12 protein-coding genes are annotated in these 11,303 nt (G+C 60.8%); 8 read left to right on the top strand and 4 right to left on the bottom strand.

The features are described from left to right. Nucleotides 1–17: 17 nt before the first annotated feature. The 3 genes from bamA to fabZ are packed head-to-tail and all read left to right on the top strand — an operon-like array spanning nucleotide 18 to nucleotide 4,149. Entirely contained in the window at nucleotides 18–2,555 is a 2,538-nt protein-coding gene (bamA, locus tag AC1RLZ_RS26535; protein WP_493191054.1) for an outer membrane protein assembly factor BamA, read from the top strand. 32 nt (nucleotides 2,556–2,587) lie between these two features. Next, nucleotides 2,588–3,673, top strand: coding sequence for a UDP-3-O-(3-hydroxymyristoyl)glucosamine N-acyltransferase (gene lpxD, locus AC1RLZ_RS26540; RefSeq protein ID WP_493191055.1), 1,086 nt, complete (start codon nucleotides 2,588–2,590; stop codon nucleotides 3,671–3,673). After that, entirely contained in the window at nucleotides 3,670–4,149 is a 480-nt protein-coding gene (gene fabZ / locus AC1RLZ_RS26545; RefSeq protein ID WP_371422723.1) for a 3-hydroxyacyl-ACP dehydratase FabZ, read from the top strand. Before lpxD ends, fabZ begins: the two co-directional genes overlap by 4 nt. 29 nt (nucleotides 4,150–4,178) lie before the next feature. Here fabZ and AC1RLZ_RS26550 read toward each other — a convergent pair whose 3' ends face one another. From AC1RLZ_RS26550 to AC1RLZ_RS26565, 4 genes are all read right to left on the bottom strand, one after another. Beyond that, the gene (locus tag AC1RLZ_RS26550) at nucleotides 4,179–5,003 is read right to left on the bottom strand and encodes a hypothetical protein (protein WP_493191056.1); all 825 of its coding nucleotides are present in this window, start codon (nucleotides 5,001–5,003) and stop codon (nucleotides 4,179–4,181) included. Between the two features lie 153 nt (nucleotides 5,004–5,156). Next, nucleotides 5,157–5,810, bottom strand: a complete 654-nt coding sequence (locus AC1RLZ_RS26555) for a hypothetical protein (RefSeq protein ID WP_493191057.1) — start codon at nucleotides 5,808–5,810, stop codon at nucleotides 5,157–5,159. A gap of 119 nt (nucleotides 5,811–5,929) precedes the next feature. Beyond that, on the bottom strand, nucleotides 5,930–6,172 hold the full coding sequence (locus tag AC1RLZ_RS26560; RefSeq protein ID WP_493191058.1) for a response regulator transcription factor: 243 nt from the start codon (nucleotides 6,170–6,172) through the stop codon (nucleotides 5,930–5,932). Then, on the bottom strand, nucleotides 6,169–6,441 hold the full coding sequence (locus AC1RLZ_RS26565; RefSeq protein ID WP_493191059.1) for a response regulator transcription factor: 273 nt from the start codon (nucleotides 6,439–6,441) through the stop codon (nucleotides 6,169–6,171). The genes AC1RLZ_RS26560 and AC1RLZ_RS26565 overlap by 4 nt, the downstream gene beginning before the upstream one ends. Nucleotides 6,442–6,599: 158 nt before the next feature. Between AC1RLZ_RS26565 and lpxA the strand changes: the two genes are divergently transcribed. The 5 genes from lpxA (at nucleotide 6,600) to AC1RLZ_RS26590 (ending at nucleotide 11,281) form a co-directional block, all read left to right on the top strand. Then, nucleotides 6,600–7,403, top strand: a complete 804-nt coding sequence (gene lpxA / locus AC1RLZ_RS26570; RefSeq protein WP_493191060.1) for an acyl-ACP--UDP-N-acetylglucosamine O-acyltransferase — start codon at nucleotides 6,600–6,602, stop codon at nucleotides 7,401–7,403. Nucleotides 7,404–7,426: 23 nt separating this feature from the next. Next, the gene (locus tag AC1RLZ_RS26575; RefSeq protein WP_493191061.1) at nucleotides 7,427–8,308 is read left to right on the top strand and encodes an LpxI family protein; all 882 of its coding nucleotides are present in this window, start codon (nucleotides 7,427–7,429) and stop codon (nucleotides 8,306–8,308) included. Beyond that, the gene (lpxB, locus tag AC1RLZ_RS26580; protein ID WP_493191062.1) at nucleotides 8,305–9,459 is read left to right on the top strand and encodes a lipid-A-disaccharide synthase; all 1,155 of its coding nucleotides are present in this window, start codon (nucleotides 8,305–8,307) and stop codon (nucleotides 9,457–9,459) included. Before AC1RLZ_RS26575 ends, lpxB begins: the two co-directional genes overlap by 4 nt. Nucleotides 9,460–9,616: 157 nt before the next feature. Then, entirely contained in the window at nucleotides 9,617–9,907 is a 291-nt protein-coding gene (locus AC1RLZ_RS26585; protein WP_493191063.1) for a hypothetical protein, read from the top strand. A gap of 156 nt (nucleotides 9,908–10,063) precedes the next feature. Then, nucleotides 10,064–11,281, top strand: a complete 1,218-nt coding sequence (locus AC1RLZ_RS26590; protein ID WP_493191064.1) for an MFS transporter — start codon at nucleotides 10,064–10,066, stop codon at nucleotides 11,279–11,281. The last annotated feature ends 22 nt before the right edge of the window (nucleotides 11,282–11,303 follow it).

The raw sequence follows: 11,303 nt of genomic DNA on the forward strand, positions 1-11,303 counted from the left end.
ATAAGGGCGCTTTGCGCATGATTTTTGGTTTGCGGGGTTTCCGGGGCGGCCTTCTTGCTGCTTCGCTGTTGGTCGCCATGCCTGTCGCCGCTACGGTGACTGCTGCGCTCGTTTCTTCGACTGCCGTGGCCCAGACCGCCGCTTCGATTGTTGTTGAAGGCAATCGCCGCGTGGATGTGGAGACCATCCGCTCCTATTTCCGGCCCGGCCCGAGTGGCCGGTTGGATCAGGGCACCATCGATGACGGCCTCAAGTCGCTCATCGAGACCGGCCTGTTCCAGGACGTGAAGATCAATCAGGCCGGTGGCCGTCTGGTCGTCAGCGTTATCGAAAACCCGGTCATTGGCCGTGTCGCCTTCGAAGGCAACAAGAAGGTCAAGGACGACCAGCTGAATGCTGAAGTGCAGTCGAAGCCGCGCGGGACGCTGTCGCGCCCGATGGTGCAGGCCGATGCCCAGCGCATCTCCGAAATCTATCGCCGTTCCGGCCGTTATGACGTCAGCGTCGTTCCGGAATTCATCGAACAGCCGAACAACCGCGTCGACCTGATCTTCACGATCAACGAAGGCGCGAAGACCGGCGTGAAGTCGATCCAGTTCATCGGCAATAACTATTACTCGTCCTATCGCCTCAAGGACGTCATCAAGACCCGTGAATCGAACCTCCTGAGCTTCCTGGCTTCGGGCGATATCTACGATCCGGACCGCGTCGAAGCCGATCGCGACCTGATCCGTCGTTATTACCTGAAGAACGGCTTCGCCGACGTTCAGGTCGTCGCCGCGCTCACCGAATACGATCCGCAGCAGAAGGGCTTCCTGGTCACCTTCAAGATCGAAGAAGGCCAGCAGTACCGCGTGTCGTCGGTCGATTTCTCGTCCACCATTCCGCAGTTCGATCCGAACTCGCTGCGCAGCTTCTCGCGCGTCGGCGTCGGCTCGCTCTACAACGCGGAAGCGCTGGAGAAGTCGGTTGAGGAAATGCAGATCGAAATGTCCCGCCGCGGCTACGCATTTGCCGTCGTGCGTCCGCGTGGCGATCGCAATTTCGAATCTCACACCGTTACCATCGGCTTCGCGGTCGAAGAGGGCCCTCGTGTCTATATCGAGCGCATCAATGTGCGCGGCAACACGCGTACCCGTGACTATGTCATCCGCCGCGAGTTCGATCTCGCCGAAGGCGACGCCTATAACCGCGCGCTGGTCGATCGTGCCGAACGCCGCCTGAAGAACCTCGACTTCTTCAAGAGCGTGAAGGTGACGACCGAGCCCGGTTCGTCCAGCGATCGTGTGATCCTGGTGGTCGATCTGGAAGAGAAATCCACCGGCGACTTCTCGGTCTCGGGCGGTTACTCGACCACCGACGGTGCGCTCGGCGAAGTCAGTGTCTCGGAACGTAACTTCCTCGGTCGCGGTCTGTTCGCGAAGGCATCGGTCCAGTATGGCCAGTATGCCCGTGGCTACTCGCTGTCCTTCGTTGAGCCCTATCTGCTCGACTACCGCGTCGCGCTCGGCCTCGATTTCTATCAGCGCGAGCAGCTGTCCAACAGCTACATCTCGTACAACACCAAGACGCTCGGCTTCAGCCCGCGTCTCGGTTTCCAGCTGCGTGAAGATCTCGCACTGCAGCTGCGCTACTCGATCTATCAGCAGGAGATTTCGCTGCCGACGACACTGGCGAACTGTAACAACCTTCCAGGCAGCCCGACGGCAACCAACACGCCCGGTTATCTGAATTCATTGTTTGGCCCCGGTTTCGTCAATCCAGCCAATTCCGGTACGTGGGGCTGTTACGCCGATGGCGAGTCGTCGCTGCCGGTTCGTCGCGAACTGGCCAGCGGCAAGACGCTGACCTCGGCGCTCGGCTATACGCTGAACTACAACACCCTCGACAACAACAAGAACCCCACCGACGGTCTGTTCCTGGAGTTCAAGCAGGACTACGCTGGCGTCGGCGGCGACGTGACCTACCTGAAGACCACGATCGATGCGAAGTACTACACCCCGCTGGTGGCCGACATCGTTGGTTTGCTGCGTGTCCAGGGCGGTATGCTGAACAAGGTCGGCGAAGACATCCGCATGCTGGATCACTTCCAGATGGGTCCGAACCTGGTGCGTGGTTTCGCGCAGAACGGCATCGGTCCGCGTGACATCAGCTACGTTGCGCTTGGATCCTACGGTGACGCGCTCGGCGGCACCAAGTATTGGGGCGCTTCGGCCGAATTGCAGATGCCATTCTGGTTCCTGCCGAAGGAAGTTGGCATCAAGGGCGCTGTCTATGCCGATGCTGGCGGCCTCTGGGATTATCAAGGTCCGACGAGCTGGGCTCAGACTGGCGAAGTCAATGCCGCCGGTTGTGTGGCTGCGTCTCGTACCTCGGTGGGCAACTGCGCCGGCATGACCTTTGACGACGGCAATGTCGTCCGGTCGTCGGTCGGTGTGGGCCTGATCTGGCAGTCGCCGTTTGGTCCGCTGCGCTTCGATTACGCAGTGCCGATCACCAAGGGCGCCTATGATCGCGTGCAGCAGTTCAAGTTCGGCGGCGGAACTTCGTTCTGAGTTTGATCTCCGGCCGGACCGCGACGGGTGGAATGGCTCTGCCGACATTCTTCAAGCAATCGCCGTCGTTGACGCTGGCTGAAATAGCCGCGTCAACGAAGGTGCGACTGGTCGACCCGACGCGGGCCGACCAGATCGTGACCGGCGTAGCCTCGCTCGACGAGGCCGGCCCCCATCACCTGACCTTCTTCGAAAATCTCCGCTACATCGACCAGCTCACCCACACCAAGGCCGGTGCCTGCCTGGTGAGCGAGAGCTTCAAGGGCGACATTCCAGCCCGTGTCACGGTGCTGCGCGCCAAGCGGCCGTTTGCAGCCTTCGTGGAACTAGCCCGCGAGCTGTATCCGGACACGTTGCGTCCGGCTTCCGGCTTTGAGATTTCGGGCATCGCGGCCTCCGCTGTCATTCATCCTTCGGCTCAGCTCGAGGACGACGTCACTGTGGATCCGCTGGCCGTGATAGGTCCCGATGTCGAGATCGGGTCCGGAACCATTATCGGCTCGGGCGCGGTGATCGCTGCCGGGGTCAAGATCGGCCGCGACTGCAATATCGGCGCTGGCAGCACGCTGCAGTTCACACTGATCGGCAACAACGTGCTTGTTCATCCCGGCTGCAAGTTCGGCCAGGACGGCTTCGGCTTTGTGTTTGGCCGGGACAAGCACATCAAGGTCCCGCAGACCGGCCGTGTCCTGATCCAGAACGACGTCGAGATCGGCGCCGGCACCACCATCGACCGCGGCAGCCTGCGCGATACGGTGATTGGCGAGGGGACCAAAATCGACAATCAGGTTCAGATCGGTCACAATGTGACGATCGGACGGCACTGCGTGATCGCCGCCAAATGCGGCCTTGCAGGCAGCCTGACCATCGGCGACAACGTCGCGCTGGGCGCCATGGTGGGCCTCAACAATCACATTACGATTGGCGATGGCGCGCAGGTCGCGGCAATGGCCGGCGTGAAGGACAGCATTCCGCCGCGTGGACGGTGGGGCGGCATCTTCGCCCGGCCGACCAAGCAATGGTTCCGCGAGATCCTCGCGGTGGAGAAACTCGCCCGCGAGAGCATGCCGGGGACGGATGCGGCGACGCAGGATACGAAAGACGAGGGGCGGGAATGACCCAGGATACACCGAGCGACAGCGAGTCACCGATCGTCATTGAAACGGTCGATATCAACACCATCCTCAAGACCCTGCCGCACCGCTATCCGTTTCTCCTGATCGATCGCGTCGTAAAAATCCGCAAGGATTTCAGCGGCATCGGCATCAAGAACGTTACCATCAACGAGCCGGCTTTCCTGGGACATTTCCCGGACCGCCCGGTCTATCCCGGCGTGCTGATGATAGAAGGCATGGCGCAGACCGCCGGCGTGATCGGCATCGCGTCTGTCGAAGGCACGGAAAAGCCCCGTGCCGTGTACTTCCTCACCATCGACAAGTGCAAATTCCGCAAGCCGGTGATGCCAGGCGATACCATCGAGTATCACCTGCATCTGATCGGCAAGAAGAAGGCCATGTGGTGGTTCCACGGCGATGCCAAGGTGAATGGCGTCACCGTTGCCGAGGCCGATGTCGGCGCGATGCTGACGGACTGAGGCCAGACCGTTCAGTCCGCGTCATTCGTCTAGCGCTGCCGGACACGCATCGTGGCGACGCCACCATATATAGCCAGTTCTACCGAACTCGGTGGGGTGGTGCCCTGGCGGAGCGTATAGACGATGCTCACGGTCGATTGGCTCTGAGTCCCGATCTCGTGCACCGCCGGTGCGTCAGATGGATGTGATCTCTTACCCGTCGGATCGATCAGAGACAGGCTTATCGACGAGCCATCGAGGCCCGGTAGACCAGCGGGCCGCGTGATCACGATGTGCAATTCAAGAGCGCCGGTTTCGAGATTGCGCGCGGTATGCGCACCGATGAGTTTCTCGGTTGCCGACAAGCCAACCAGGGCCGGTGTTGGAGGAGTCTCTGCCACGGTCGTCGCTCCTTCCACCGTCCATCCTCTGGTTGCCAGGACGGCGCCGCCGGCTGATGTGTCGATCAGCTTTCCCTGGAATGAAAAGTGGACGACGTATGTGGTCCCTCGCACCACGTTCTTGAAGCCGGGCGCATCATACATCGAGAACTGGCATCCGTCCGCGCGTGCAGGGTGATAACGATCATACGGGTGCTGTGGACAGGTTCTATGTCCGTACGCCGTACAGCTGCCCGAGGGGCAGCCATCTTCCTGATATGCCGCTGGTAGCAGAACCACAGCTCCGCATAGCACGAGGCTGACGACGCTGCCGTTTGCCGTGTTCTGACCCATCACATATTGGCGATATTCACCAGCCGAGCAGGTGCCGGTGAATGTGGCGGAACAGTTGAAAGGGGCGTCGAAATTGGCGCCGTGAATCGCCGGTGCGAGATTCCCGGCCGATGTGACAAAAGATGAATAGGCAACAGCCATGTGGACCTCTTGTGATGTCAGCATGTGAATTGGAGGGGATGGTTATGCGGTGCCGCTGCCCGCTGCAGCGGCACCGATCTCGACGCACATGGTGCAGATCCGGATCAGGATTTGGTGTGTGCCTGGACGCAGGCCTTCACCGACGCCGATCGGTCAGTAGTACTGAGGCGAGAAGGATCCGTCGGGGTTCTGCGTGACCACAGCGCTGGTTTGCGCGCGACCCGTGAAGTTGACGTTGCCGGCCTTGGTCGAGGCCGTGGTGTAGTCGATGATCTGGCCGGGCGTGTATGCACCGTCGGCGACATAGAAGTTGATCACGGGTGTCACGTTGAACGTGTCGTTCGGCTCCGCGATGAAGGTCGCGACTGGTGACGGGATGCTCGGAACGTTGCCGGGACGCGCCAAACCGAACAAGTATCCGTTGGATGCCGTGAAATCGTTGTTGGCGATAATCCTGTAAGAGCCGGTCATCGCGCCGCCCGGCGTAACCGTGCCGAACCCGATGGGGATCGTTCCGGCGAAGCTGACGCTGTCTTGCAGAGAGACATCGACTGCAGCGGCGCCGCTCTGGCCCATAGTCGTCCCTGGAGCGACGGGCATGGTTGCAGTCGCCCAGTATGCGAACGTTTCGTCGGTGTACTCGACCGTATCCGTTCCGCCCGGCAGGATGCCGTTGAACGTCACCCACGCGTTACTGTAAACGACCGGCAGTTCGCCGGTCGATGTCACTGCGGGCGGTTGCATGAAGAGAACATAATTCTTCGCGAACCCCGAGTTGTTCAGAACCTTGATCGTGTACTTGGCCATGTTGCTGCTCCTGGCTGAATGATGACTGGTCGGCGACAACAAGCGGCCTTGCGAAGCGAGAAAGCATTGCGGCTTGCGTGGTGTCGTGACGATGTCGCGGATAACAACCATAGCGTGCATCAACCGGTGGTTGTGGAATATGGCTCCGATGGCGTATTGACGAAACCAAGGCGCCTCGTTGCGTCGATCAGCTCGGCAAGGCTGTGGACGTTCAGGCTGCGCATCGCATTCTCGCGATGCTTACGGACGGTAAGGGGGCTGATCCCGAGTTTGCGGGCGATCTGCTTGCTGGTGAGGCCAATAGCAATGAGCCGCGCGACGTCGATTTCGCGCGGTCGGAGGACGGGCCGGTCGCCGGTCAAAAAGACCGGTCGTGTCTTTCCCGCTGATCGGCGTGGTGTGATGTCTCGCCAGGATGCGACGCGTTGGCGAAAGATGTCTTTGCGAAAGATGTTTTGGCGAAGGCGGTGAGTTGCGCCGTGGTTCCCAGCCGCATCTTGCGCAGAATGCTCGCGCGATGTTTGCGGACGGTGAATTCGGAAATGGCAAGGGACCCCGCGATCTGTTTGCAGCTCATCGACTGGCCGACCAGCGACAATACTTCCTCCTCCCGACTGGTCAGGCGCGCCATGAAAGGCCTTTCCTATGCTGTTATTGATAGGAACGTAGCATGAACATTTCGGGTCGGACAAGGTTCCAGTGGCGCTCGTCCGCGCAGTACTGGACAGTCCACGTGACGCGGGTTACCCAGCGGAAAATCCTAGAAATCTGCAGGAACTGGACTTCTCGATGAGCAAGATCGATCCAACCGCCCGCGTCGCCGACGGTGCTGTCATTGGCGAGGGCGCCGAAATCGGACCCTTCTGCATTATCGGACCCCATGTCACGATTGGCGCAGGCACCAGGCTTCTCTCGCATGTCAACGTGACGGCGCAGACCACCATCGGCGAGAATTGCACAATCTATCCGTTCGCCTCGCTGGGCACGCCGCCGCAGTCGCTCAGCTACAAGGGCGAATTGACGAAGCTTACCATCGGCAATGGCTGCACCATCCGTGAGTCCGTGACCATGAATGCCGGCACCGTCGCCGGCGGCGGTCTCACGTCCGTCGGCGAGCGCGGCTACTTCATGAACTGCGCCCATGTCGGCCATGACTGCCATGTCGGCAATGACGCGATCTTCGCGACCTCGGCAACGCTGGGCGGTCATTGCGAGATCGGCGATTTCGTCTTCATGGGCGGGCTGTCGGCCGTGCACCAGTTTACCCGCATCGGCTCGCAGGTCATGGTCGGCGGCATCTGCGGTGTGCGCGGCGACATCATCCCGTTCGGACTGGTCAACGGCCAGTATGCGGCGCTGGAAGGCCTCAATATCATCGGCATGAAGCGCCGCAAGTTCACCAAGGAGCGCGTTGCCACCGTGCGCTCGTTCTACCAGAAGCTTTTCCATGGGGCCGGCGTCTTTGCCGAGCGGCTTGAGCGCGTGCAGCCGTTGGCGAATGATGATCCTGCGATTGCAGAAATCCTGACATTCATCGCTGGCGCCAAACATCGTGCGCTGTGCTTGCCCGAGGATAGCAAGAGCAGCTCTTGAGCTCGGGTATCGCGGAGCGAAGCATGACCGACCAGGCTCAAATGCAGCACCCGCAAGCGCATCCGCCGATTGGTTCGCCGTTCGGCATCATTGCCGGAGGCGGCTCATTGCCCTTCGCCGTCGCGGACGCGTTGCAGGCGCGCGGCATCACGCCGGTATTGTTCGCGCTGAAGGGGTTCTGCGATCCGGCGCTGGTGACGCGATTTCAGCACCACTGGATTCCCATCGGCCAGTTTGGCCGTTTGCTGAATCTCATGCGTAACGAGAACTGCCGGGATCTCACTTTCATCGGCACCTTGGTACGGCCCGCGATCTCCGAAATCAGGCTGGACTGGGCGACGCTTCGGGTGATGCCGAAAGTGTTTCGCGCGTTTCGCGGCGGTGACGATCACTTGCTGACGAGTGTCAGCCGCCTGTTCGAGCACGAAGGTTTTCGCCTGCTGGGCATCAAGGACGTTGCGCCGGATGTGCTGATGCCGGCGGGCAGCGTGACGCGCGCCATGCCGGATCAGGATGCTGAAGCCGATATTGCGCTCGGGCGCGAAGTCCTGCGCGCATTGAGCCCCTTTGATATCGGTCAGGCCACTGTGGTGATCGACGGCCATGTGGTGGGGATCGAGGATATCGAAGGTACCGATGGATTGCTGGCACGCGTCGCGCTTCTGCGCGAGCAGGGGCGTATCCGCGCCAAGGCAGGGCGCGGCGTGCTGGTAAAGGCCCCCAAAAGCGGTCAGGACCTGCGCTTCGATCTGCCGACACTGGGGCCACGCACCGTCGAGCGTGCAGTGGCCGCGAAGCTCGCCGGCATTGCCATCGTGGCAGGCAATACGATCGTCGCCGAACCGCAGCAAATGATTGTCGCTGCCGATGCCGCAGGTCTTTTCGTGACGGGACTTCCGACGTGACGAGGACGATCTATCTTATCGCCACCGAAGAATCCGGCGACCGTCTCGGCTCCGCGCTGATGAAGGTGCTGCGCCAGCGCCTCGGCGACGATGTGCGCTTCGAAGGCGTCGGCGGTTCGTCGATGGCGCGCGAAGGACTGCAGTCGCTGTTTCCCATCGAAGAGCTTTCGATCATCGGTCTTGCCGCGGTTGTGCGGAAATTGCCGTCGATCCTGAAGCTCATCAGGCGCGCGACCGAGGATGTGCTGCGGGCCAGGCCTGATGTGCTGATCATCATCGATAGTCCGGACTTCACCCAGCGCGTCGCCAAGCGTGTGCGCCAGCGCGATCCTTCTATCCCCGTGGTCAACTATGTGTCGCCAACGGTGTGGGCATGGCGGCCGGGGCGCGCGAAGGCGATGCGCGCTTATGTCGACCATGTGCTGGCGCTCTTGCCATTCGAGCCCGAGGCGCATCGAAGGCTCGGCGGTCCACCATGCACCTATGTCGGTCATCCCCTGATCGAACAGATCGATACGCTGCGTCCCAATGCGGACGAGCAGGCGCGTCGCGACACGAAGCCACCGGTGCTGCTGGTGCTGCCGGGCAGCCGTCGCAGCGAGATTCGTCATCACATGGCGACCTTTGGCGCGACGCTGGATCTGCTGCACAAGCAGGGCACCCAGGTCGAGCTGATCCTGCCAACCATGCCGCATCTTGTGGAGGCGATCACCGAGGCACTGAAAACGTGGCCGGTGCAGCCGCGGATCGTTGTGGGCGAAACAGAGAAGCGTGCCGCGTTCCGCATCGCGCATGCAGCGTTCGCCAAGTCCGGCACGGTGACGCTGGAGCTTGCATTGTCAGGCGTGCCGATGGTCACCGCCTACAAGGCTGGCAGTGTCGAGGCCTGGATCATCCGCCGCCGCATCACCTCGTCGTCGGTGATCCTCGCCAATCTGGTGATCGGCGAGAATGTGATCCCGGAATTCATTCAGGAAGACTGCACGCCGGAGAAGCTCGTGGCTTCGTTGCAGGAGGTGCTGGCAGACACGCCGATGCGACGCCGTCAGGTCGGTGCGCTGGCGCGACTGGATAGTATCATGGGCGTGGGACGGACCTCGCCGAGCGTCGGTGCGGCCAATGTCGTGCTGGCCACGATGCGGAAGCGTTGAAGGCCCTGCGGGCCACCGCCGAGCTACACTATCCGACAGCGCGCCAGATCCACCGCTATCACCGTTTCTGATACGTCAGATCAGATATTCTCGTTTGCTATCCTGTTCATCTGGCATTTGTCTAGATGAATGGATTTACCACAAAGGAGGATTGGTCATGACATCGCGGCTGCTTGGCAAGATCGACTTATCCCGTTTCAATCTCGGTCCGGAGGTCAGCTATCTCAACGGACTCCACAAAAGCGACCAAGAGTACGATGGGTTCGCACAGGGCTACTGGAAGAACATCCCTCTGATCAACAGCTCGGGTGATATCCGGGATACTCAGTACAAAAATACTTCAGCCGCATATCCAACGGAATACCTGAAGCATTGTCCGGAGCTCCAGCGGCTGATTTCGGAAAGCTTCCGCACGGCCAACCTAACCATGCTTCGCGCCGAAATCTGATCGGCGGGATGGTCGTCCCGCGGCGTCCTTCAGATGCGACCCGGCGAGCTATGGTGCCTCGACGCCAACATCGACCACGCTGCGGCAAAACCATTCAGCTTCGCGAGGATTGCAGCGATGAAGCGAATCCTTGAACATGTTTACTAGTCTCCGCCATTGAACGTTCCGGAACACACTGCTCCGGCTGCGGTCCCGTCCGTCGCTTTGGTCGTCGCAGCGACCAGCATCGGCTTTGCCGTGGCGCAACTGGACGTCTCCATTGTCAATGTCGCTTTGCCTCGGATGAGCACCGCGCTCGATGCGAGCGTTGCCAATCTGCAGTGGGTGACGGACGCCTATGCCCTGGCATTCGCCGCGCTGTTGATCTCGGGCGGCGCCTTTGGCGACTGGCTGGGTGTCAGACGGGCCTATCTCATCGGCCTTGCCGTCTTCGCTGTCGCTTCCGCCATTTGCGGAGCCGTCCAGTCGATCGAACAGTTGATTGCCGCCCGCGTCATGCAGGGCACCGGCGCGGCCATTCTGGTTCCTCCTTCGCTTGCCCTGCTCAACCACGCCTGCATGCACGATACCAGGCTGCGGGCCCGCGCTGTCGGCATCTGGACGGCCACCGCCGGCGTTGCATTGGCTTCTGGCCCGGTGATCGGCGGGCTTCTGCTCGGCACGCTGGGCTGGCGCAGCATTTTTTTCGTCAGCGTGCCGCTTTGCCTGTTCGGCATGATCGCAACGATGAGGATCGCGGAAGCGCCACGCAAGCCACAACAGCATTTCGATCTTGGCGGGCAGCTATGCGCCATTTTGGCGCTGACCTGTCTGGTCGGTTCGGTGATCAACTCCGGCCCGCTCGGATTTTTTCATCCGTGGGTACTCGGCGGACTGGCATTGGCCGCCGTCTGCGCATGGCTGTTCGTGCACATCGAAGGCAAGGTGCCGTATCCGATGCTTCCTTTGGGCTTCTTCGGCAACCCGAACTTCAGTCCGGCGGTGTTGTTCGGCATCGCCATCAACTTCACCTATTATGGCCTGATCTTCATTCTCAGCCTGTATCTGCAGAACGTCTATTACTACCAACCGCATGATGCAGGCCTGGCGTTCCTGCCGCTGATGGCTACTCTGATCCTGGCCAATCTGTTCAGCGGCTGGATGGCTGGCCAGTTCGGCAATCGCAGGCCGATGGTGCTGGGTGCGCTGCTGTGTGCCGCCGGCTTTGCCTTGCTGCTGCTGTTGGATGCGCAAAGCACCTATGCTGCCATGCTGGTCCCGTTTCTGACGATTCCGGCCGGGATGGGACTGGCGGTACCCGCGATGACCAATGCCATGCTGTCTAGGGCCGATCGACATTCAGGATTCCCAAGAGGTTCAATCGCTGATTCATAGGGTTCCGTGATTTGCACGGAGC

Source organism: Tardiphaga sp. GW822-FHT04G09, assembly GCF_058800725.1.

Bases quoted from the DNA above. Each gene is read 5' to 3' on its own strand.
- bamA (WP_493191054.1), top strand. From the start codon at position 18: ATGATTTTTGGTTTGCGGGGTTTCCGGGGCGGCCTTCTTGCTGCTTCG.
- lpxD (WP_493191055.1), top strand. From the start codon at position 2,588: ATGGCTCTGCCGACATTCTTCAAGCAATCGCCGTCGTTGACGCTGGCT.
- fabZ (WP_371422723.1), top strand. From the start codon at position 3,670: ATGACCCAGGATACACCGAGCGACAGCGAGTCACCGATCGTCATTGAA.
- AC1RLZ_RS26550 (WP_493191056.1), bottom strand. From the start codon at position 5,003: ATGGCTGTTGCCTATTCATCTTTTGTCACATCGGCCGGGAATCTCGCA.
- AC1RLZ_RS26555 (WP_493191057.1), bottom strand. From the start codon at position 5,810: ATGGCCAAGTACACGATCAAGGTTCTGAACAACTCGGGGTTCGCGAAG.
- AC1RLZ_RS26565 (WP_493191059.1), bottom strand. From the start codon at position 6,441: ATGGCGCGCCTGACCAGTCGGGAGGAGGAAGTATTGTCGCTGGTCGGC.
- lpxA (WP_493191060.1), top strand. From the start codon at position 6,600: ATGAGCAAGATCGATCCAACCGCCCGCGTCGCCGACGGTGCTGTCATT.
- AC1RLZ_RS26575 (WP_493191061.1), top strand. From the start codon at position 7,427: ATGACCGACCAGGCTCAAATGCAGCACCCGCAAGCGCATCCGCCGATT.
- AC1RLZ_RS26585 (WP_493191063.1), top strand. From the start codon at position 9,617: ATGACATCGCGGCTGCTTGGCAAGATCGACTTATCCCGTTTCAATCTC.